Origin of the sequence: Acinetobacter sp. YH12135 (genome assembly GCF_013418565.1) — a bacterium.
Classification (GTDB): domain Bacteria; phylum Pseudomonadota; class Gammaproteobacteria; order Pseudomonadales; family Moraxellaceae; genus Acinetobacter; species Acinetobacter towneri.
This window is the reverse complement of record NZ_VPBU01000001.1, coordinates 157,168-179,917: the sequence shown is the minus strand read 5'-3', so window position 1 is coordinate 179,917 and position 22,750 is coordinate 157,168. Positions and strand designations below refer to the sequence as shown.

The following is a 22,750-nucleotide window of genomic DNA, read 5'->3' as shown; positions in this document are numbered from 1 at the left end:
GTCCTAATAAACCGAATTAAATTGAGAACTCATTTTTATGTTATTTCATTTACCTAAACTACCTGCCGAAATTCGGATTAGTCATTTGAATGCGCGAATTAATGAACAACGAAAAAAAATTGCGCAAACCACGGCATCTAAACTCGAGCTATTACAACTTTCACAACAAATGGCACGTGAAGCGCGCGCCCGTAAAAAGAACAATCAAAAAATTTATGTGTTGGATTTTAAAGGTGATACTGCTGCGTCTGCTGTAGAGCAATTGCGTGAAGAAATCACCCTAATTTTGGCAACGGCCAAAGCTGGACGTGACCGTGTTGTGGTACGTTTGGAAAGTCCAGGCGGTATGGTGCATGGTTATGGGCTTGCAGCTGCACAATTGGTACGTTTGCGTGATGCAGGTTTCCATCTCACGATTTGCGTCGATAAAGTCGCAGCAAGTGGTGGCTATATGATGGCATGTATTGGTTCAGAAATTGTGTCAGCGCCATTTGCGATTTTGGGTTCTATTGGCGTAGTGGCACAAGTGCCTAACTTTAATCGCTTGCTCAAAGAAAAAAATATAGATTTTGAGATGTACACAGCAGGTCAATACAAACGCACTGTGACCATGTTTGGTGAAAATACCGAAGAAGGCAAGGCTAAGTTTGAAGAAGAATTGCAACAAACTCATGTACTATTTAAACACTTTGTCGAAAAATACCGTCCACAACTGAATGTTGAAAAAGTGGCAACAGGTGAGCATTGGTATGGTCAGGATGCACTGGATTTAAACTTGGTAGATAAGTTACAAACCTCAGATGAATACTTACTAAGTTTGTTGCCACAGCATGATATTTATGTGATTCAAACCCGTAAAAAGCCAACTTTGGGTGAAAAACTGGGTTTGCAAGCTGCACAAATGGCAGACAGTTTGATTCCTGCAGTGATGAATAAACTGGTTGATAGCCTAAGCAAAGCCAACAGCAGTTTGTTGCAAATCCGTGATCCTAAACTGTAATAGTGATGATCTAACTTCTAAAATTTATCTAAAAATTGCGCTCAATTGAGCGCAATTTTTTTATTCACTTTTATTCAAAAATATAGGGTCTTTGATTTAAGCATCTTAATTTTCAATTCAGCTTGATGTTATATCTTTGTGATAAGAAAAAAACCTTGATAGGTTGAATATGCAAACAAATATTGTACCCGCGAAGCAATCAACATCTACAGATTTAATGATTCGCTTTTTGCATGTGGTGATGCAGCTAAGTTTTACAGGGGCTTATTTAACAGGTGATGCGGAAGAATGGCATCAGTTACATATGGCTTTTGGCTATACGTTGGGGATTAGTTTAGCTTTACGAATTTTGTGGCAGGTGTTGAGTATGTTGAACAGCACACAGCCAACAGGAATTTCTAAACGTTTAGGCATGATTCAACAATTTGTAAAACGCTATTGGAAACAGCCTCAGCAGTTTTTTTCATTGCAGTTTTTAAAGTCAAGTAGTTCTAGTGAATTTCAATTCAGTATTTTGTTGATTTGGTTGGCATTGCCTTTAACTGTGTTGGTTGGATTTTTCACCGATTATACCCAAAGTCATACTTTAAAAGAGCTACATGAATTTGCAGCAAATTTATTCTTAGCTGCGGTATTGGTGCATTTAGCGAGCTTAACTTTAAGCAGCGTATTGTTTAAAAAATGGCTTGCCAAAACCATGTTTTGGGGTTCAGGTAAACCTGCAGTATTAACGGTGTTGATCTGGATGATTTCAGTCGCAAGTTTAGCTGGCTTCTGGTGGTGGTATTGGCAATAAATTTGGATTTAGTACGAAAGAGGCATCCTGTTAGGGTTTCTTGATCAAGTAGAAGCATCCCATCAGCATTGCTCCTATCGTTGCTAAAAGCATATCCATGTGTGCATCCCAAATATCACCTTGCTGACCATTATAATTTTCAGCATCTTCTGGCGATAAGCCAAGCGCAATGAGCCATTCCACCCATTCATAAATTAAACTGCTTGCCATGATAAATTGAATGACCAAAAGATATAAAACGATAGGTTTGTTTTTTGGAAACCAGACTTCAAACAAGCGCAATAAAACAGGATAGAGCAAAATACCATAAGCCAAATGCACAAAACGGTCATACATATTGCGTGACCAACCCATGCTCTGATCTAAATTGAAGCCAAAGCTGTGCAAAATCCAATCATTATAGGGCACATAAGAATACAGATAATGTGCTCCGACAATATGAATCAGTAAAAATATTAAATACAGCACAAAGCTAGAAAAACTCAGTCCTACTTTTTTAAACGCAATCAATAAAGCCGCGAGCATAAAAACTGTGCCTGCCTGATGCAGTAGATACGATTCAAATTCCAGTGGTTGAATACTGGCAGCAAGCATGGCGAGTATAACCAAGCCTAAAGCACAGTAATGTTGAATGCGGAATTGATTTTGCATGTGATGTTTAAGTTGGAAGATTTGTTTTATTCTAATAAAAATGCGAAGCCGAAGCTTCGCATTTTTGTATTGTGATGAATGCTTTTACAAATTAGATTTTAGCAATTAAATCTTGAATTTGTTTTGCTTGTTCAGCTGCATTACCTGTGTAAGTTGCAGGCGTCATTGTCGCTAAACGTGCGCGATCTGCTGCAGGAACGCCTTCCAACTCATTACCATTCACGAAATCTACCATCATGTCACGTGTCATAGCTTGACCACGTGTAAGAGCTTTTAATTTTTCGTATGGTTTTTCGATGTTATAACGACGCATCACAGTTTGAATTGGCTCAGCCAATACTTCTTGAGCATTGTCTAAATCTTCAAGAATACGTTGTGCGTTCAATTCAAGTTTGCCAATACCTTTAGAGCAAGCTTCAAATGCGATCAAGCTTTGTGCAAAACCAACACCCATATTACGCAATACAGTCGAGTCAGTTAAGTCACGTTGCCAGCGAGAGATTGGTAATTTTTCGCCTAAGTGAGCCAAGACTGCATTGGCGATACCCAAGTTACCTTCAGAGTTTTCAAAGTCAATTGGGTTTACTTTGTGCGGCATGGTTGAAGAACCAACTTCACCTTCTTTCAGTTTTTGCTTGAAGAAACCAAGTGAGATGTAGCCCCAAACGTCACGGTTGAAGTCGATTAGAATGGTGTTGAAACGACGTAGCGCATCAAACAATTCTGCCATATAGTCGTGTGGCTCAATTTGAGTCGTGTATGGGTTAAAGCTTAAACCTAAAGATTCTACAAATGCTTGAGAATGTGCAGGCCAGTTGATTTCTGGGTATGCAGAAAGGTGAGCGTTGTAGTTACCTACTGCACCATTGATTTTGCCCAAAAGCTCAACTTGCTTGAACTGTTTGATTTGACGTGCAAGACGATATGCCACGTTTGCCATTTCTTTACCCAAAGTTGTTGGGCTTGCAGTTTGACCGTGAGTACGTGACAACATTGGTTGATCTGCGTGTTTTTCTGCCAATGCAACAATCGAATCAATGATTTGCTGCATCGCTGCAACCAGTACTTCACGACCATTTTTAAGCATTAAAGCATGTGACAAGTTGTTGATGTCTTCTGAAGTACAAGCAAAGTGAATGAACTCACCTGCATTTTTTAACTCATCAATGTTGGCAATTTTTTCTTTTAAGAAATATTCAACTGCTTTTACGTCATGGTTGGTGGTGCGTTCAATTTCTTTAATGCGGTTGGCATCATCTTCAGAGAAATCTGCAACAATTGCATCTAATGCAGCATTCGTTGCAGCACTGAAAGCAGGTACTTCGGTAATTTCAGGACGATTGGCAAGCGCTTGTAACCAACGCACTTCAACAGTCACACGAGCATGGATTAAACCAAACTCAGAGAGGAAAGGGCGGAGAGCATCACATTTGCTTGCATAGCGCCCATCTAATGGAGAAAGTGCGGTTAAAGCGTTCATATCGATTCCTTAAACTTTGGAATTAAACCTAAAACAAAAGCGTGTTCAGCATGGTTTAAACCACCTGATACTGTAAACGCGCCAGATCTTGAATATCACGTAATAATTTACGTTTGCTAAATACCATGCCCCATGAACTGCCACCAAGTTGACGCCAAAGGTGTGCCATTTGTAAGCCTGTAAAAAGCGAAGCTCGAATTCGGTTGGTATGTGCAGAATCCTTAAATGCTTCTGCATTGCCACGTACCATAATGCGCGGGTTAATTTGTCCCGCAGTATCGACATAAGTTTGGGCTAAATTGGCAATAATACTGGGATGCAAATAGTTATGATCAAAAAATGAAAGTTGTTTTAAGATTTTTTGCTGTGACTGCTCAATAATTTCGACGTATTTAGGATTGCTATACACTTTCTTTTCTAATTGTAAGAGTGCCATCGCATACGACATGGGTAGTTTGGTATTGGATAGTTTAGGTAAACGCGATTTAGGAGCAGTATTAAAAGGTTGGTTGATGCTGCTTTCTAGCGTTTTTAAACCCAAAGAAATATCGGCCAAATGATTAAAAAAATCCAAAGTTTGCGAACTGTGATTGCTACTTGGACGGATATTTAAACTGGCTTTAATTAATTGCTCAAAATAAAAGTTACCGCTTTCACCAATACTTTGTCTGCCTGTGAGTGCAGTCATGTGCGTGAGCTGGGTGGCTTGAAACACACCCGCTAACGCCAAGGCACGATTTTGGCGAACATTCAGAGTTGGTGACTGTTGAAACGGTAACTCTGTCATCCAAAACAATCCTTAAATAAAATCGGGTTTAGGTGCATTGGTATGGTGAATCACACCACCGCCTAAACACATTTCGCCTGAATAGAATACGACACTTTGACCAGGAGTGACTGCACGTTGTGGTTCATCAAATTCCACACGTACACCGCCAGGCATGCTGTCATCATTGAAAATTACACAGTCCTGATCATCTTGGCGATAGCGAGTGCGACAAGTACAACGGAAGCCTGACGCTGGAATTTCTTGTTCACCTGCCACCCAATCAATTGCTTCGCTCCATAAAATAGTGCTTTGCATGAGTGGATGTTCATGACCTTGACCAATCACTAAACGATTGTTTTCAATATCTTTATGCAGGACAAACCATGCACCTTCAGCAACACCTTTTAAGCCGCCAATACCAATCCCGCCACGCTGACCGAGCGTATAGTACATTAAGCCGTGATGTTCACCAACCTCTTTGCCATCGTCTAAAACAATTTTTCCAGCTTGAGCAGGCAAATATTGTTTTAAGAAATCATTAAAGCGACGTTCACCAATAAAGCAAATCCCTGTCGAGTCTTTTTTCTTGGCAGTGACTAAATCTAGTTCTTCGGCAATTTTTCGGACTTGCGGCTTTTCAATTTCGCCCACAGGGAACAAGGTTTTATTGATTTCACGACCATGCACTGCATGTAAGAAATAGGTTTGATCTTTATTTTTATCTAAACCACGTAACAGTGGAGCGTATGCTTCACCTTTGGAGTTGTACTGCGTTCCACCACGACGAGCGTAGTGACCTGTGGCGATAAAATCTGCGCCTAAATTCATGGCGTGATCTAAAAAGGCACGGAACTTAATTTCTTTATTGCATAAAATATCTGGGTTTGGCGTGCGTCCTGCGGCATATTCGGCAAGAAAATGCTCAAAAACCCGATCCCAATATTCCATCGCAAAGTTGGCTGTATGCAACTTAATGCCTAGCTTGTCGCACACCGCTTGCGCATCGGCAAGATCTTCCATCGCGGTGCAATATTCAGTGCCGTCATCTTCTTCCCAGTTTTTCATGAAAAGCCCTTCAACCTGATAACCTTGTTGAAGTAGAAGTGCAGCAGAAACAGATGAATCTACACCACCTGACATACCGACGATGACACGTTGTTGCATAGGATTAGGCATCCAAACTAGAAATAAGGGGAGAATTTTGGTGCTCGTAAATGAGCGATAAAGGATAAGATTGACCACTGAGCGCATCTTGAACCGCTTTCAGTACCAACGGACTTCGGGCACGTGCTGATTCAGCCAGTTCGTCTGCAGACATCCATACTGTACCAATAATATCGGGATCGAGCTGGGCTTGCGCATCATGTTGCAGCGATTCGGCTAGAAAGCAGAAGCGATAATAGGTGCGGTCAGGAAACATAGGCGGAGTATAGCTATAAATACCGAGTAAGGCATTAATTTTCACCCGATGCCCAGTTTCTTCCATGGTTTCACGTATTGCTGCTTCAATTAAGCTTTCGCCAGCTTCAACATGCCCTGCAGGCTGATTAAACACGCTATGCGTCACACCTTCTGTATGTTCTTCAACAAACAGGAATTTTCCGTTTTTTTCGATAACGGTGGCGACAGTAACGTGAGCAGTCCAAGCGGTCATTGAAAAGCACCATGGGGTAAAACGCATATTCTACAAAATTTAGGGGGATGTGGCTATGTTGAAAGGGGATTTCTTTAAAACTGTAAATGTAGGTTTGTGTAGTTGTGGGAAGATGTGAGGGGTACTTTGTTCTTTGATTCATTTGGTGATGCTGGATGTGATCTCATTTGCGCTAGGTGTTGTTGCCAAAGTCAAAGCTATTGCACAAATAGAAAAAGAGGCAGATATTGACCGTAAAGCTTTGTATAAAACTCTAAGTCAAGATTCAGCCTCTCGATTTGATAAGATTAATCATGTCATTCATACACTGAGTTTAAAATTAACGGTGCAGAACGTGTAATCCCTCAAATTACAACAATCAAAAAGAACTTTGAGGGGTGGATTATTGATAATTCCCCGCCACTTTTACATAGTGCCGTGCAGAATAAGGTAAAAACTCTTTTTCCTTGTCGGTTAAAGGACGAACTTTTTGCACAGGGCTACCCACGTACAAATAGCCACTTTCCAAACGCTTACGCGGTGGCACTAAAGACCCTGCGCCAATCATTACATCATCTTCAATAATGACATCATCCAAAACAATTGTGTTGATGCCCAATAACACCCGATTGCCAATGGTGCAGCCGTGTAAGGTCACACCATGTCCAACTGTGACATCTTCGCCAATAATCAGCGGTGAACCTTCAGGTTTGTCGGCTTTTTTATGGCTAACATGCAGCATGGCATGATCTTGCACATTGGAATTTTGACCAATCCGAATATGGTTAACATCACCACGAATCACGGCAAATGGCCAAACCGATACATTTGCGGCCAAATGCACATCACCAATCACCACCGACAATTCATCTACATAACAGCTTGCGTCAATTTTTGGGGTTTGCTCTAAATAAGCACGCACATTTTTTTTCATGATGGACAAATCTTTAGCTTATAAATTTAGGATTGAGGACAGTATAAAATAAAAAAGCACACATGCGGGCATGTGTGCTTTGCGCTTTAGTCTAAGCTTATGAATCTTAGAATAAGTTGCTAAAGAATTGTTTGATATGGTCTAGCATACGTGCAAAGAAACCCGCTTCTTCCACTTCCTGCAACGCCACCAATGGTTTTTCAGCAATCACTTTACCATCTAAGGTTGCGACATATTTACCAATCACTTGACCTTTTTTCAAAGGAGCAGTCAATTTAGGTTGAACCACCAATTGAGTTTTAATTTGGTTGGCTTTGCCTTTTGGCATGGTCACGTTAAAGTTTTCTGGCAAACCAATTTGTGCTTCTTTGCTTTTACCGTACCATACTTTTGCTTTAGCTAAGACTTGGTTGGCAGGCTGTACACGTACAGTTTCGTAGTTTGCATAACCCCAAGCTAACAATTCACGAGTTTGAGTTGCACGAGCTTGCATGGTTGGCGCACCAAAAATCACCGAAATTAAACGCATTGGGCCACGTTTAGATGAAGTGGTTAAGCAGTAACCCGCTTCGTTGGTATGACCTGTTTTTAAACCATCCACGCTTGGGTCGGTATATAACAGGGCATTACGGTTGCCTTGTTTAATTCCATTAAAAGAAAACTCTTTTTCAGAATAAATTGGGTAGTATTTTGAGCTGTCATGGATGATGTGCTGCGCTAAAGTCGCCATATCTTTTGCGGTAGAAAAGTGACCTTCAGCAGGCATACCCGTAGAGTTCATAAACTGGGTATTGCTCATGCCAATACGTTTGGCTTCTTCATTCATCATGTGAACGAATGTGCCTTCATTACCTGCAATGTGCTCTGCCATGGCTTTAGATGCATCGTTGCCCGATTGCACGATAATTCCGCGTAGCATTTCAAGTACGGTTGCTGTGCCATTTAAAGGAACATACATACATGATTCTGTGCTGCTGCCACGACACCATGCAGACTCATTCATGCGGACTTGTTCATCTTCCGTGAGTTCGCCTTTTAATAACTTTTGTTCAATGATGAAACTAGTCATCATTTTGGTCATTGAGGCAGGGGCGAGTTTTTCGTTTTCATTTTTTGAAGCTAAAATTTGTCCCGTCTCATAATCCATCAAAACGTATGATTTGTTATTGAGTTCTGGTGGTGTAGCTAAGACAGTTGCTGCATAAGAAAAGCTTGGTAATAGTAATAATGCAGCAAGGGCGCTTTTTGGGGTCATTCTAAGAGGTTCCAATACTTGAGGTATGCACAAAAGAGCTAGCATTTTAGGGCAAAGCTCAGCCGACTTCTATGGGAGAAATCGGCTTATTGATAAAAGTATTGTAACCAAATTGTATTATCTGCTATATGCTGTCAATTCTTGGCAAATTGCTTGGTTTTTGGCTGTTCCAGCAGCTTTGGCATCGGCACGGGCTTCTTTTAAAATTGGCTGGAAGCTTTTTTGTTTGCTGAGTTTACTTAAGGCAGTAACAGCGTCTTTTTCTTTAGGCATATATTCTTGGGCAAGTTTTGTATAACCCTGATGAAATTGATCTTGTTCTTTGACTAGTGAAGGGCAAACTTCAGATAACACATAAATAGCGGCTAATTCTTGCTGAGTCACTTGTTGTAATGGCGTCACTTCAATATTTTCTTCTTGCGCAATTGCGGCTTGACTTAAACCCAAACTGAGCGCAACTGCGCCAAAAAAATGAACTGCACGTGAATTTTTTAAGCCAGAAAATTGCATATCAAGTACCTTAAATATTGTTTGAACTGAATCTACCGATTCATTTAAGTGCTTATAAGATGAATCATTTATTTGCGAATTGAAAGAGTGAAAATGTATTAAAGCTGTGTGATCTGAGCGCAAATCATGTATAAAAAGTGAAGATTAAAGTCTGAAATTTGAAAATCAGTGGCTTGATATAAAGCGTAAAATAATAGTGGAAAAATACCAGATATAAAAACTAAGCATAAAATTTAAGGCAAACTTTGAAAGTTTGCCTTAAAGGGTGAGTATGCAAAATTATTTACAGGCTCAAAATAGTATTTAAATCATGTGATTTAAAGTGCTAATTCTAAAGCTTCCTGACACACTACTTTTTGCTCTTCTTTGGCTGTATCTTTTGCTGCTTCACGCGCTTCAGCTAAAACGGATTGATATTCTGCGTCGGCTTGTAGTTTGGCAAGCGTCATGTTCGATTCTGAATAATCTTGTAGATAAGTTTGAATCAGTGCTTGAATATTGGCATCTAATTTTGCATTTTTTCCAATCAGTGCAGGGCACATTTCAGTCATGACTTGTGCCGCTGCAACATCTTCTTTCACAATCGTATTGGCTTCTGCTGCAGTCAAATCTTCTGCAATTACAGACTGCGTTAATACAGCAGCAAAACCTAGACCCAATAAACGACGAAATGACAAAGCTAAAATCATGAGAATCACATATATTTTTGGATGGATGTTAAGCGCTAAATATATATAATCTTTTGTATATTTCAATGAAATGTGCTGATCAGTCATTTTGTTGTCGTGTGCTTATTAAATGTGCTTAGGCATGAATCAGGCACAAACAAGTTTAAGATTGAACCGACGTTGCTATATTTTAGTATATAACCTTTATATTTGTTTTATCTGAGATTTTTCTGTGAATATTTTGATAGCCAATGATGATGGCGTGTTTGCACCTGGTATCCAAGCTTTGGCGAAAGCCTTAAAACCTTTGGGTCGCGTGGTGATTGTTGCACCCGAAAGTGAACGCAGTGGTTTTTCGAGTGCGCTGACTTTAGACCGACCATTACGTCCTGTGCAAATTGCTGAAGATGTCTGGGCAGTGAATGGTACACCTGCAGACTGTGTCTATTTGTCGATGAATGGATTGTTCGATTTCGAATTTGATTTGGTGGTCAGCGGCATTAACAGCGGTGCAAATCTAGGGGATGATGTACTGTACTCAGGCACAGTCGGTGCGGCATTTGAAGGACGTTTGATGAAACAGCCTGCGATTGCGGTATCACTTGCAGGGCATAATGTACGTGCTTATCAGCATCCGCAAGATTATATGCAGGCAGCGCAGTGGGTACATGACTTTATTGCTCAAGGTTTACCAAGTTTACCTGCACGACATATTTTTAATGTGAATATTCCAGATGTGCCAGTGTTGCAGGGCACAAAAATTACCTATCAAGGACAGCGTACCCAATCTAAGCCAATTACTAGTCAGGTCGATCCACGAGGGCGTCAAGTGTATTGGATTGGTTTGTCGGGCGAGGCAGTGGCTGCACCGAAAAAAGGCTTAACTGAAATTGAGTCTGATTTTTTTGCGGTAGCAAATGGCTATGTCAGCGTGACACCAATTCAGATGGATGCCACCAATTATGACGTTTTGCAATCATTGCACAGTCAATTTTCCCAAATTGGCTAACTAATGTTATAACTTTGTGAAAAAGTAGCTTGTAAGCCTCATTACAAGGACTTTTTTGCTACTCTTAGCGCAATAGAAAATATTTAGAATTTGTAGAGAGGAAAGAATGCCTGTGGTGTTTCAGTATCGTTTATTTAGCACACCAACAGCATTGTTGAAAACCTTAGTGTTATCAAGTGCTGTTGTGGCTACCGTCGTGTTGAGTGGTTGTGCCTCTAAACCTCAAGTGAATAATTCTGCGCGTTATGCAACAGCGCCGAATTTTTATACTGTGCGTTCGGGTGATACTTTAAGTGGTATCGCTGCACGTTATGGTTTGAGCTATCTCAGCATTGCAGAAATGAATGATATTGCACCGCCGTATCGTATTTATGTCGGGCAGTCGATTCGTTTGAAAGCGGGCAATGCACCACGTACAACAAGCACTCGCCCTGTAACACAGGCTGCACCAATTCAACGTCAAACAGTCACATTACCAACGACACCTGTGACACCTGCACCGGTAACATCGACTACAACCACGACCACTAGCTCAACCACACCAAGTACACCTGTGCGTAGCAGCACATTGCGCTGGGTGAAACCATCTCAAGGTGCTGTGATTGCACAGTTTAATTTGGCAAGTAATATCAAAGGAATTCGTTACGGTGGCAATGTAGGTGACCCAATTTATGCCGCAGCAGATGGGCAGGTGGTTTATGCTGCAGATGGCTTAAAAGAATATGGAAACTTGATTTTAATCAAGCACATTGATGGTTATATCACCGCCTATGCACATAACAGTAAGATGAATGTGAGCAGTGGTCAAAACGTAACAGCGGGTCAAAAAATTGCAGAAATGGGCTCTTCGGGTGCTACACGTACCATGTTGGAGTTTCAGGTACGCCTAGATGGTAAGCCAATCAATCCGACTAATGTTTTACCAATAAATTAAATTTTGCAAATACAAAACATAAATTTCACCGTATAATACAATAGGTTGCTTTTATCGAAAGATAAGAGCACCTGTATAATTTCAGAGGGAATTTATGTTAGATCAACTTCGAGCAATGGGTGTATTTGCTTGTGTTGTTGAAAAAAGCTCGTTTAGCGGTGCAGCGCGTGATCTAGGGATCACCACAAGTGCCGTCAGTCAACAAATCCGTTCATTAGAACAAGAAATGGAAGTCACACTTCTGCATCGTTCTACTAGAAAACTGAGTTTGACTGAAGCAGGACAAGCTTTTTTCCACAGCTGTCAAGAAATGCTCGCCGCTGCTGAGCGCGGAAAAATCCGCATTAATGAATTAAGAGATGATCTGGTCGGTGATTTACGAATTGCCACCACTCCTGAGTTAGGTGCGAATCATGTGATTCCTGCTCTTTCACATTGGATGTCGGCCCATCGTGGTTTATCTATCCATCTAGAAACCGACAATCAATACATTGACCTGATTGATGGTCGCATTGATATTGCGCTGCGTATGAGTCCAAAAATTGAAGATCAAAACCAGCATGTGATTCCAATTGCCCATATTGACCAAGTTTTAGTCGCATCACCTAGTTATTTAAATCAAACCGCGCCCATTTCACGTCCTGAAGATTTAAAACATCACGAGTTAATTCCATTAACCATTATGAAGAATTTTCAGCAACTCAATTTTAAGCATATCAGCACTGCTGAAAATGTGGATGTAGAGTTGGGCTCGCGTCTATCGACCAATAATGTGTTGGTGTCTAAATCTTTGTGTATGCAAGGGCATGGGCTTGCGCGAATTTTGCATTTGGATATTCAAAAAGATTTGCTTAATGGCAGTTTGGTTGAAATTTTGCCTGAGTGGAAATTACCCGCATTTACCTTGTATGCAATCATTTCCAAACATGAGCAACAACCGATGAAAGTACATCGTTGTTTGGAAGCCTTAAAACAATATTTTTCTCAATTGCCGGGTGGGCGAGTGTTTCAAGAAGCATCTTAATTGAATGTTGATAATATACTGATCGACCATTTAGTTAGCAAAAAGCCGCAGTTCAAACTGCGGCTTTTTGTTAGGGATTTATTTAAGCCAAGAATTTTTTAATCATTGCTACAAGGCGTTCAATCAATTGATCTGCCTGGGCTTGAGTAATATTTAATGTTGGCAATAAACGCACCACAGAACCTGCAGTTACGTTAATAATCATTTTGTATTCATCGCGGGCAATATCGACCAACTCTGCACATGGTTTTGGTAATTCAATACCAATCATCAAGCCAAAACCACGCACGCTTACATTTTGGTCTGCGAGTTGTTGACGCAATTGTTCCACAATGTAGCCACCCATTTTTGCTGCATTTTCTACCAAGTTTTCTTTCTGGATGGTGTCAATAACAGTGTAAACCACGCGTGAACCTAACGCAGTACCACTGTAGGTTGAGCCATGATTACCAGCAGTAAGAACGCCCACACCACGACCTTGAGTCATGACTGCACCAATTGGGAAGCCATTGCCCAAACCTTTCGCTGTAGTCAATACATCAGGCACAATATTGGTGTGCTGATAAGCAAAGAATTTACCTGTACGACCATTTCCTGTTTGTACTTCATCCAGCATCATCAGCCAGTTGTGTTGATTACAAATACGGCGGATGTCTTCTAGGTAGCTAAAGCCTTGTGGTGCAGTATTCACACCGCCTTCACCCTGAATCGGCTCGACTAAAATAGCCACAATATCAGGATGCTGAATCGCAGCTTCTTCAATGGCTTCGACATCACCAAAAGGCACACGAATAAAGCCTTCAACCAAAGGTGCAAAACCTTCCTGAACTTTTTTATTGCCAGTTGCAGACAGGGTAGCCAAAGTACGACCGTGGAAAGAGTGATCTGCAACAATAATTTTAGGATTGGCTACGCCTTGCATGTGACCGAATTTACGTGCAATTTTAATTGCACCTTCGTTAGACTCTGCGCCACTGTTTGAAAAAAACACTTCTTCCATGCCAGCAACTTGCGCCAATTTTTGTGCAGCAGCAGTCTGCCACGGCACTTCAAACAAGTTACTGGTGTGAATTAAGGTAGCCGCCTGATCTGCAATGGCTTCGGTAATTGCAGAGTGTGCGTGACCTAAACCACATACGGCAATGCCTGTAAGTGCATCTAAATATTCTGTGCCATCTTCAGTATAAAGATAAGAACCTCGACCGCGGACAAAGCTGATCGGCTGACGGCCAAATACAGGCATCAAATGTGATGGTTGATCAGTTTGCACAGGAGCAAGGGTAATGTTATTCATGACTAACTCTTATCTGTTAGGTTGGAGGGAAAAACTTATATAAGCAAAATCTACTGCAGATGAAAAGCCTAATTGTAAATAAAATTGGATTTATTGCTTTAGACGTACTGTTTTGCTCGGTTTTGGGTATAATGCCACACAGATGAGTTGAGGATTTACCAATGACTGAACAAGTACGCGATACCGAAGCGTTAATTCGTGAACAAATTGCTAAACATGCTGTTCTTCTTTACATGAAAGGCACACCACAATTTCCACAATGCGGTTTTTCTGCGCGCGCAGTAGAAGCACTCAGTCAAATTGGTCGTCCTTTTGCTTATGTGAATATTTTAGAAAATCAGGATATTCGTACGACTTTGCCAAAAATTGCGAACTGGCCAACTTTCCCACAATTGTGGATTAATGGCGAGCTGATTGGCGGTAGCGATATTATGTTGGATATGTTCCAAAAAGGTGAGTTAAAACCTTTGGTTGAGCAATATAGCCCAGCACCTGAAGCTTAACGTATTGGACTTGGGTCAAACTAGGTCAAAGTCATCCATACAAAAAGTTGATATAAAAAAAGCGCCTTGGCGCTTTTTTAGAGGGCGTTCAAAATTCTGTGTCAGTAAATTTGACTAGATTTTAATTATATCATCTAATCGACCTTCAAAGTAAATGGATAATTGAGTAATCGTTTGTCCCCATTCCTGAATAGGCATTGTCCATTTTTCTGATGCCTGTTGAATACCAATATACAGCAATTTCATCAGACTATCCTCATTGGGGAAAGCTCCTTTGGTTTTGGTTAGTTTGCGGAATTGACGATGTACGGCTTCAACGGCATTGGTGGTGTAAATCGGCTTCCTAATCGCTTTAGGGTATTTGAAATAGGCGGATAGTAGATGCCATTTGGTACGCCATGACTGAATGATCACACCATATTTTTCGCCCCATTTTTCTTCTAGCTCATCCAGTGCTACTTCTGCCGCCCCTTTGGTATCAGCACGGTAAATTGGCTTTAAATCAGCCATAAATGCCTTCTGATCTTTACTGGCAACATAGCGTAAAGAATTACGGATTTGATGAACGATACACAGTTGTATTTCTGTTTGAGGGTAAATCGCTGCTATGGCTTCGGGGAAACCTTTTAGTCCTGAGAAGCGCTGCTTCGCAAGGCAGGCAATCAGAATATCCTGAACACCACGATTTTGTAGGTCTGTCAGTACACTAAGCCAATGGTTCGCCCCTTCGCTTTCCGACAAATGCAAGCCGAGTAGTTCCTTCTTACCTTCAACATTTAAAGCTAAAATGGTATAGATCGCTTTGCTCACATAAACACCTTTATCCTTCACTTTGTAATGTATGGCATCTAACCAAACAAAGGGATAAATTGTATCGAGTGGGCGTTGTTTCCATGCTTGTAACTGAGGGAGGAGCTTATCTGTAATATTGGTGATAGCACCATCTGAAATCTCCAATCCATACATATCAGCAACATGCTTTTGAATATCACGATAGCTCATACCAAGTGCATAGAGTGATATGATTTTATTGTCAATTTCTTCTGATAATTTGGTCTGGTTCTTTTTAACTAACTGTGGCTCAAATTCACCATTTCGATCTCTAGGGGTTTCAAGCTCAAATGAACCTGATGTAGATTTTACTGTCTTGCGAGTATAGCCATTGCGGCGATTACCTTGTTTCGGATTCGCTTCAATGTAATTCTCGATTTCTGCTTCAAGAGCAGCTTCGGTCAGCTGTTTAATTAAAGGGGTGAGTATGCCATTTTCTCCAGTCAGTGCTTGTCCTGACTGGAGTTGTTTTAAGGCTGTTTCAAAATCAAATGTAGTTGCCATAATGCATCATTCCTGTTTTTAACAGTTTAAGGAAATGACACAGTTTTTTGAACACTACCCTTTTTTATATCTAGAATTAACTTGAATAGCTGACTCGAATTACTGCGTTTAGTTTACCGCAGGGCTTTCAGTTGCAAGTTCAACTATTTCAGCCGATTCGGTAGTGACTTCATCAGAAGGTGTTGCATCAGATGGTTCTGTTGCTTTCGGTTTTTTCTTGGCTTTTTGCGCTTTGTCCTTTTTCTCTGAGTCCTTTTTGTCCTTTTCTTTCTTGGACTTTTTCTTTTTCTTCGGCTCTTCTTCAATTTCGGCACCATCTTCAATGGCTTGCCAATACTCAAGTTGTTCCATCACTGCAGCGTAAATTGAACCTTTACTGTAACGTCCTTTTTTAGTGAGTTTACCCACAGGACGTGCCATTAAAATTTCTAAGGCCTGATCAATGGTATCAATGGCGTGAATGTGGAACTGACCTTGTTCTACCGCTTCAATCACGTCTTTACGTAACATGAGGTGCTGCATATTTTGACGCGGAATAATCACGCCTTGCTTGCCAGTTAAACCTTGCAGTTTGCAGGCATCAAAGAAACCTTCAATTTTTGCATTCACGCCACCAATTGGCTGTACTTGACCAAGTTGGTTCATTGAACCTGTAATGGCCCAAGATTGGTCAATAGGTAGTTGGCTAATTGCAGAAATCAAAGCTGAAAGCTCAGCTACCGTTGCACTGTCGCCATCGACCTGACCATAACTTTGTTCAAAGGCAAGGGCAGCAGAAAAATGTAAAATTTGCTCACGGCCAAAATGTGCTTTGAGGAAACTGGCCATCAACAACACGCCTTTGGCATGTAAAGAACCGCCAAGTTCAACACTGCGTTCAATATCTAAAATATCGCCGCCGCCTTGATAGACTGAGGCGGTTAAGCGCGAAGGTAAGCCAAACTCGACATCGGCATAGTGAATGACCGACAGGGCATTAATTTGCCCTAAACGATGTCCGCGAGTTTCTATTAACTGCGTACCGCGTGATAAATCTTGCCAGTACAGTTCTCTTAAATAGCCTAAGCGATATTTGCGATGATCCAGTGCGGTATTGATATGCTGTTCGGAAACCGTTTTATCGCCCGCCTGTGCCGCATGGTGATGCGATTCACGAATTAAATCCCCCAAGGTGAGGGCATGTAAGGAGAGTGAGCTTTGATCTTCAGCTTGACGACTTGAGTCAGTAAGTAAAGCTGCCAAAGCAGAACGGTCAAATGGTAATAATTTGTCAGATTGCACATAGTCGGCAATCAGCTGCATATATGCCTGCTCGTTTTCGTCATTACGTTGTAATGTATCGGTAAAGTCGGCACGGATTTTAAACACGCTGCCAAGTTCGGGTTCTAGCTCTAAAATTTCATAATAAATTTCAGGCTCTGCCAGTAAAATCACTTTAATATTTAGTGGAATGGCTTGTGGTTCAATTGAAATGCTGCCTGTTAAAGTTAGCATGTGTTCCAAAGATGAAAGTTTCAATTGCCCCGATTTTAAAGCGCGTTTCAGTCCTTGCCATGCATAAGGCTGTTCCAGTAACTGCTCTGCTTCGAGCATCAAAAAGCCGCCATTGGCTTTATGTAAGCTACCTGCACGAATTAAGGTGAAGTCAGTGGTAATGGTGCCGTTTTGCGTGAGTTGTTCTACATGCCCCAATAAATTGTAATGGGTTGGAAAATCTTCAAAAATAACAGGTACACCGCTGTTGGGTTTGTGCGTCACAATAATATTGGCTTGGTAGCGCGCAGGAATACGGCTAAAGGTGCCAGGACGGAAATCATCTTCTTCCTGTTCTAAAACAAACTCGACATTATTAATAATATCTTCGGCATAGTATTGTAAATATTCAGTCAAACCTTCGACACTAGGATATTTATTGTGAATAATATCAATGCGTGGCATTACCACTTGTTTGGCAATATCACGGTTCAGGTCTTGTACTTTGTCACGTGCGTCATCTTCTAAATCGCCTAAATGCAAACCCAAACGCTCCAGTTTTTTATTCATATAACGAATATTGGACGCAATTTCTGCACGGGTTTTGCTGTCCAAGGCGTTAATATCTTCCTTAGACATTTCCTGCATTTTGTCATTTTTCAGATGCACGGGTACAAAGCAATGTTCATCTTCCTGCGCAATCAGTTTTAAATCGAGTTCTTCACCTTCACTGGTCAGCTCAATTAAGGCTTGTTGCTGTTCATCACCCGCTTGCTGACGAATCATTTCAATGCGGTTGTGATAGGTTTCTGCGGTAAAGCGACGTTCGAGTTGCTTTAAAATAGTTTGCCAAGTTTGATGTAACAAACTTTGAAATTTAGGCGCTTGACCTGCAGGCAGTTGCAAGGCAATCGGTTGGCGCGGGTGTTTGAAATTATTGACATAAACCCAGTCATTCGGTGTGGGCATGCTCTTGGCATGTTGCTGCAGCAAACGCTTGACCATGGTACGTTTGCCCAATCCCGCCGTACCCACTGCAAAAATATTGTAGCCAGAATATGGCAGGGAAATACCTGCTTCCACCGAAGCGCGTGCCCGATCTTGTCCTAAAAAATTATTCAGCGGTTTAATGCGTCGGGTCGAAGCGGGAATGTTATCGTAATTTGGAATATGGGTTAGTTGTGTTGCTTTGAGTCGTGTATTTTCTAAAGTCGTTTGTATTTCGCTTTGTTCAAAGGCAGAGCTGAGAAGCGGTTGTTGTTCATCTTGCGCTGCTGTTGTTGTGTTGGTTGTCATTGATGGGGTGATTTGATCAAGTCTTTGGGTCACTGTAGAAATCCAAAACGAAATATTGCAGTTAGAAGTTTAAAGGTATACAGGTTTAAGCGGAAAATTCAAGCTAAGCCGTAATTTTTACTACAAAATGACAAAGCTGTTGTGGATAATTTCATAAATACTGTTGAAACAGAAGCTATTCCGCGATTGAATAACAACAATTTGACTTGATAGAAAATAATAATCGAATGACCACACAACAGACTGGGCAAACTTCAGCACAAAATACAGGGTGGAAAGCTGCATTTACGGCATTTTTAGACCGTCGTGCGCTGATTATGCTGTTTTTGGGCTTCTCTGCAGGTATTCCAATTTTACTGATTTTTTCCAGTCTATCTTTGTGGTTGGGCGAAGCAGGCATTGACAAAAGTGCGGTCACTTTCTTTAGTTGGGCTGCCTTGGGTTATTCCTTTAAATTTGTCTGGGCACCATTAATTGATGAATTACCCGTACCCTATTTAACCAAAAAACTGGGGCGACGTCGGGCATGGCTGCTCATCGCCCAATGTTTAATTGTTTGTGCAATTGCGGTGATGGCATTTTCTGACCCAGCTTTGGGACAGGCGCATTTATATCAAATGGCATTGGGTGCAGTATTACTGGGCTTTTCTGCAGCCACGCAAGATATTGTGATTGATGCTTACCGTATCGAACTGGCTGAAACTCAAATGCAAACCGTGTTGGCATCGACCTATAACGCGGGCTATCGCATTGGGATGATTGTCGCAGGGGCAGGTGCTTTATTTTTGGCAGCCTCGTTAGGTACAGCCAAAGGCAACTATATTTATAGTGCATGGAAAATTACCTATTTGGCGATGGCTGCGGTGATGCTGATTGGCATTATCACGACTTTGGTGATTCGTGAGCCGCAAGTGAATCGGGTCAGCAAGCATTATCAACGACGCGACTATTTTCGTCTGGTTACGGTGTTTTTTGTTGCGGTATTCAGTTTTGTATTGTGCTACGTCTTTTCGGGTAATTTTACCGAAGCCTTAAAACAACAATTCCAACTCAAAGATGCATTTTTATTATTTTCTATAGAAGCTTTACGTTTTATTGCATCGGGTGCGGCTGCTGTAGGCATGGGCACAATTTTGGTCAAATTGGGCGCAGTCAATAAACAGATGGCATTTGAAACATGGGTGCATCCTGTTGCAGATTTCTTTAAACGCTACGGCATGAAACTGGCACTGGTGTTATTACTCTTGATTGGTTTTTATCGAGTTTCAGACATTATTGCAGGTGTAATTTCCAATGTGTTCTATCAGGATTTGAACTTTAGCAAAGAACAAATTGCCGAAGCGGTTAAGGTTTATGGGGTCATTTTCAGTTTAGTGGGTGGCTTCTTGGGCGGTTTACTGGCACAGCGTATGAACATTATGAAATTAATGTTTGTTGGCGCGGTGTTGGCATCATCCACCAATCTTATTTTTATTGGTCTGGTGAAGTCAGGACAGCAACTGAGCGATGTGCAAGTTTCTGTGGGGCAGCAACAATATCAAACCCAGGCCGATGAAGTTGGATATTGGAAAGTGGCTGTGCCTAGTCAGGTTTTAGCAACACAGGATGAAATTCAGGTACGTGCGCAATACCAAACGGGCGATACGCCGTCACGTTTAGTGTCGATGCCGTATTTGCACCAAACTGAGATTGAAACTGCACAACTCCAGTTTTTACCACTGACTTCGGATAATCGTATTAGCGAAAATGAAGCCAGCAACAGTATTGTCGTACGTGGGCAATATGCAGGGCCTGCCTTAACCGAACAGCAAAAAATTGTACTGCAGCTAGATGGTCAAAATTTTGATGCAAAACTAGATGCACAAGGAATTTTTACGGCAGCGATTGCAGGGCAGCTTTTGGCAGACTCACCAAGTAAACAACTGCAAGCCGTATTATTGAATAGACAGCAAACAGTACAACAACACAGCCAAACCTATCAGGTCGATTTAAACACACATGAAGGCAATGCTTTGGATGTAGATATACAACCTTTGCCGATCGTTCAATCATCTTCAAACAATATGGTTGAAATTCAGGGCAAGGTGATTAAGCCATATAGCACAGCATGGTTATATTTTGCGATTATTGTCGATAACTTGGCTTCAGGTTTAGCGGGCGCGGCTTTTATCGCATTTTTATCCAGTTTAACCAGTGTGTCATTTACTGCTGTGCAATATGCAATTTTTAGCTCACTCATGACCTTGACTCCTAAGATTTTAGGTGGTTATTCAGGTACTATAGTGACCAATATTGGTTATCCAAACTTTTTCCTCATGACCACATTAATTGGAATCCCTATTTTAATTTTAGTGGTGTGGGTGGCGAAATTGTTACGTGACCATCAACACATACAAGCAAAACCGATTGAACAAAAGGATGAATGACATGCGCATGCTGCATACCATGTTACGTGTAGGTAATTTAGAGCAATCATTAAAATTTTATACAGAAGTTTTAGGCATGACTTTGCTGCGTAAGCGTGATTATGAAGAAGGTCGTTTTACCCTTGCTTTTGTAGGCTATGGCGATGAAGAAAATCACACCGTTTTAGAGTTGACGCATAACTGGGATACAGACAGCTATGATTTGGGCAATGGCTATGGTCATATCGCAATTGCGGTAGAAGATGCCTACAAAGCATGTGAAGAAATTAAAGCGCGTGGTGGCAATGTGGTACGTGAAGCAGGGCCAATGAAAGGTGGCGTGACTGTCATTGCTTTTGTTGAAGACCCAGATGGTTATAAAGTTGAATTGATTCAGCAAGATCAGAACGCACGTAATAACTAAGTCTTCATCAGTGAAGCAGTAAAAACCAAACCTTTATGGCGCAATAAACTGAATGTTGTTCAGTATTCATTTTGAAAATATTGAACATCGCCTGAAAATGCTCGCTTTTTGAATATTGCTCAGTAATATACCTTTATCGAAAGGTAAAAATTGCTGGGCTTTTTTGCAACAGTAAAAGAATATACAGGATGTGTTTATGTTGAAGTTATTGGCATTGGATCGCTTTACCATTCTTTTGTTTGTGATGGTCATCCTCGCCAGTGTCGTGCCTGTGTCAGGGCAAGCAGCCGAAGTTTTTAGTGTGATTACGACAGTTGCCATTGCAATCTTATTCTTTTTGCATGGGGCGAAATTATCACGTGAAGCTGTCATTCAGGGCATGATGCATTGGAAATTGCATGCGTTGGTATTTACTTTTACCTTTGCGTTATTCCCAATTTTAGGTTTGCTGGCAAAGCCAATTCTAGTGCCAATGCTCGGGCAGGAGCTGTATTGGGGCTTTTTGTTCATGTGCTTTTTGCCTTCAACCGTGCAATCTTCAATTGCCTTTACGTCAGTGGCAAAAGGCAATGTTGCCAGCGCAGTCTGCAGTGCGTCATTCTCTAATTTAATTGGGATGTTTATTACCCCAGTTTTAGTAGGCATCTTTATTTTAGGGCAGTCTGAACACGGTTTTGACCCGACAAATTCGATTATTCAAATTACTTTATTGTTATTGGTGCCATTTATTTTGGGGCAGTTATTACGTCCTTATGTTTTTCCTCAGATGTTGAAATTACCAAAGCTGGTCAAGGTATTTGATCAGGGTTCGATTTTGATGGTGGTTTATGGTGCATTTAGTGGGGCAGTGGTAGCAGGATTGTGGCATCAAGTTAGTGGTATGACTTTATTGCTGTTGATTATTGCTTGTTCCGTGTTATTGACCCTTGTGATGTGGTTGGCGTGGGTTGTGCCGCAATGGTTGGGTTTTGCACGTGAAGACCAAATTGCCGCATTTTTTTGTAGCTCCAAAAAAACCTTAGCCAGTGGTGTACCGATGGCGCAAATTTTATTTATTGGGCAGCCGTTGGGGATGATTGTTTTACCGATCATGATTTTCCATCAAATTCAGTTGATGGTGTGCGGTGTGATAGCCAATTATCTCGAAAAGCAGCCCGATTCGACTGAACCTCAGGAATTAAATTCCTAAGAATAATTAGCTTTAAAATATTTTATTCCGTATAATATTGCCCAACTTGTTGTGCTTAGCTCTGACGGTATCCGTCTCGGTGGGCCAAAAGAATGGTCTGTTGTGGTGTTGGTCTGCTTTTAAAGCATGTCCTCATTTTTTTAATGAGAGTGACCAATTGCGATGACA

The 22,750-nt window shown here is 41.2% G+C and carries 22 protein-coding genes; 10 read left to right on the top strand and 12 right to left on the bottom strand.

What is annotated here, in order from left to right:
* The first annotated feature begins 37 nt into the window (after positions 1-37).
* Both sohB and FTU70_RS00810 read left to right on the top strand, forming a co-directional pair.
* A complete protein-coding gene (gene sohB, locus FTU70_RS00815; protein ID WP_004971667.1) occupies positions 38-1,000 on the top strand; it encodes a protease SohB in 963 nt (320 codons plus the stop codon).
* Positions 1,001-1,169: 169 nt separating this feature from the next.
* Positions 1,170-1,796 carry a cytochrome b/b6 domain-containing protein gene (locus FTU70_RS00810; protein ID WP_104851770.1) on the top strand — a complete coding sequence of 209 codons (627 nt, stop codon included), beginning with the start codon at positions 1,170-1,172 and terminating at the stop codon, positions 1,794-1,796.
* Between the two features lie 30 nt (positions 1,797-1,826).
* Here the strand turns inward: FTU70_RS00810 and FTU70_RS00805 are convergent, their stop codons facing one another.
* The 5 genes from FTU70_RS00805 to FTU70_RS00785 all read right to left on the bottom strand — a co-directional run bounded on the left by FTU70_RS00805 (position 1,827) and on the right by FTU70_RS00785 (position 6,350).
* Positions 1,827-2,447 carry a DUF2238 domain-containing protein gene (locus FTU70_RS00805; protein ID WP_004971662.1) on the bottom strand — a complete coding sequence of 207 codons (621 nt, stop codon included), beginning with the start codon at positions 2,445-2,447 and terminating at the stop codon, positions 1,827-1,829.
* A 91-nt stretch (positions 2,448-2,538) separates the two neighbouring features.
* Positions 2,539-3,927, bottom strand: coding sequence for an adenylosuccinate lyase (purB, locus tag FTU70_RS00800; protein ID WP_019837658.1), 1,389 nt, complete (start codon positions 3,925-3,927; stop codon positions 2,539-2,541).
* 55 nt (positions 3,928-3,982) lie between these two features.
* A complete protein-coding gene (hflD, locus tag FTU70_RS00795; protein WP_004971659.1) occupies positions 3,983-4,714 on the bottom strand; it encodes a high frequency lysogenization protein HflD in 732 nt (243 codons plus the stop codon).
* A gap of 12 nt (positions 4,715-4,726) precedes the next feature.
* On the bottom strand, positions 4,727-5,860 hold the full coding sequence (mnmA, locus tag FTU70_RS00790; protein WP_096901081.1) for a tRNA 2-thiouridine(34) synthase MnmA: 1,134 nt from the start codon (positions 5,858-5,860) through the stop codon (positions 4,727-4,729).
* A 4-nt stretch (positions 5,861-5,864) separates the two neighbouring features.
* Positions 5,865-6,350 (bottom strand): NUDIX hydrolase, encoded by a 486-nt coding sequence (locus tag FTU70_RS00785; RefSeq protein ID WP_096901080.1) that lies wholly within the window; start codon positions 6,348-6,350, stop codon positions 5,865-5,867.
* Between the two features lie 133 nt (positions 6,351-6,483).
* Between FTU70_RS00785 and FTU70_RS00780 the strand changes: the two genes are divergently transcribed.
* Complete coding sequence (locus FTU70_RS00780; protein WP_104851773.1) at positions 6,484-6,690, top strand: DNA-binding protein; 207 nt, start codon at positions 6,484-6,486, stop codon at positions 6,688-6,690.
* 42 nt (positions 6,691-6,732) lie between these two features.
* On the opposite strand, the gene FTU70_RS00775 is transcribed toward FTU70_RS00780, so the two are convergent.
* From FTU70_RS00775 to FTU70_RS00760, 4 genes are all read right to left on the bottom strand, one after another.
* Positions 6,733-7,263, bottom strand: a complete 531-nt coding sequence (locus FTU70_RS00775) for a gamma carbonic anhydrase family protein (RefSeq protein ID WP_004971648.1) — start codon at positions 7,261-7,263, stop codon at positions 6,733-6,735.
* Between the two features lie 106 nt (positions 7,264-7,369).
* Entirely contained in the window at positions 7,370-8,518 is a 1,149-nt protein-coding gene (gene dacC, locus FTU70_RS00770; protein ID WP_004971646.1) for a D-alanyl-D-alanine carboxypeptidase PBP5/6, read from the bottom strand.
* Positions 8,519-8,635: 117 nt separating this feature from the next.
* A complete protein-coding gene (locus tag FTU70_RS00765) occupies positions 8,636-9,028 on the bottom strand; it encodes an MCR_0457 family protein (protein ID WP_004971644.1) in 393 nt (130 codons plus the stop codon).
* Between the two features lie 317 nt (positions 9,029-9,345).
* Positions 9,346-9,717, bottom strand: a complete 372-nt coding sequence (locus tag FTU70_RS00760; RefSeq protein ID WP_026438310.1) for an MCR_0457 family protein — start codon at positions 9,715-9,717, stop codon at positions 9,346-9,348.
* A gap of 211 nt (positions 9,718-9,928) precedes the next feature.
* Here FTU70_RS00760 and surE point away from each other — a divergent pair, with 211 nt between their 5' ends.
* From surE to FTU70_RS00745, 3 genes are all read left to right on the top strand, one after another.
* A complete protein-coding gene (gene surE, locus FTU70_RS00755; protein WP_096901077.1) occupies positions 9,929-10,705 on the top strand; it encodes a 5'/3'-nucleotidase SurE in 777 nt (258 codons plus the stop codon).
* Between the two features lie 106 nt (positions 10,706-10,811).
* Entirely contained in the window at positions 10,812-11,639 is an 828-nt protein-coding gene (locus FTU70_RS00750) for a peptidoglycan DD-metalloendopeptidase family protein (protein WP_096901076.1), read from the top strand.
* 94 nt (positions 11,640-11,733) lie between these two features.
* Positions 11,734-12,663, top strand: a complete 930-nt coding sequence (locus tag FTU70_RS00745) for a LysR family transcriptional regulator (RefSeq protein WP_104851775.1) — start codon at positions 11,734-11,736, stop codon at positions 12,661-12,663.
* Between the two features lie 82 nt (positions 12,664-12,745).
* Here FTU70_RS00745 and FTU70_RS00740 read toward each other — a convergent pair whose 3' ends face one another.
* Complete coding sequence (locus tag FTU70_RS00740) at positions 12,746-13,957, bottom strand: aspartate aminotransferase family protein (protein ID WP_180059838.1); 1,212 nt, start codon at positions 13,955-13,957, stop codon at positions 12,746-12,748.
* Between the two features lie 161 nt (positions 13,958-14,118).
* Here FTU70_RS00740 and grxD point away from each other — a divergent pair, with 161 nt between their 5' ends.
* Positions 14,119-14,460: a Grx4 family monothiol glutaredoxin gene (grxD, locus tag FTU70_RS00735; RefSeq protein ID WP_019837647.1), complete on the top strand. Its 342-nt coding sequence runs from the start codon at positions 14,119-14,121 to the stop codon at positions 14,458-14,460.
* A 114-nt stretch (positions 14,461-14,574) separates the two neighbouring features.
* On the opposite strand, the gene FTU70_RS00730 is transcribed toward grxD, so the two are convergent.
* Both FTU70_RS00730 and FTU70_RS00725 read right to left on the bottom strand, forming a co-directional pair.
* Positions 14,575-15,795: an IS256 family transposase gene (locus FTU70_RS00730; protein WP_180059835.1), complete on the bottom strand. Its 1,221-nt coding sequence runs from the start codon at positions 15,793-15,795 to the stop codon at positions 14,575-14,577.
* Between the two features lie 108 nt (positions 15,796-15,903).
* Positions 15,904-18,597 (bottom strand): ATP-binding protein, encoded by a 2,694-nt coding sequence (locus FTU70_RS00725; protein WP_180059833.1) that lies wholly within the window; start codon positions 18,595-18,597, stop codon positions 15,904-15,906.
* Positions 18,598-18,791: 194 nt separating this feature from the next.
* Between FTU70_RS00725 and FTU70_RS00720 the strand changes: the two genes are divergently transcribed.
* The 3 genes from FTU70_RS00720 (at position 18,792) to FTU70_RS00710 (ending at position 22,582) form a co-directional block, all read left to right on the top strand.
* On the top strand, positions 18,792-20,990 hold the full coding sequence (locus FTU70_RS00720; RefSeq protein WP_004971628.1) for an MFS transporter: 2,199 nt from the start codon (positions 18,792-18,794) through the stop codon (positions 20,988-20,990).
* A 1-nt stretch (position 20,991) separates the two neighbouring features.
* Positions 20,992-21,393, top strand: a complete 402-nt coding sequence (gene gloA, locus FTU70_RS00715) for a lactoylglutathione lyase (RefSeq protein WP_213064880.1) — start codon at positions 20,992-20,994, stop codon at positions 21,391-21,393.
* A gap of 190 nt (positions 21,394-21,583) precedes the next feature.
* Positions 21,584-22,582 carry a bile acid:sodium symporter family protein gene (locus FTU70_RS00710; protein ID WP_171062555.1) on the top strand — a complete coding sequence of 333 codons (999 nt, stop codon included), beginning with the start codon at positions 21,584-21,586 and terminating at the stop codon, positions 22,580-22,582.
* Positions 22,583-22,750: the final 168 nt, after the last annotated feature.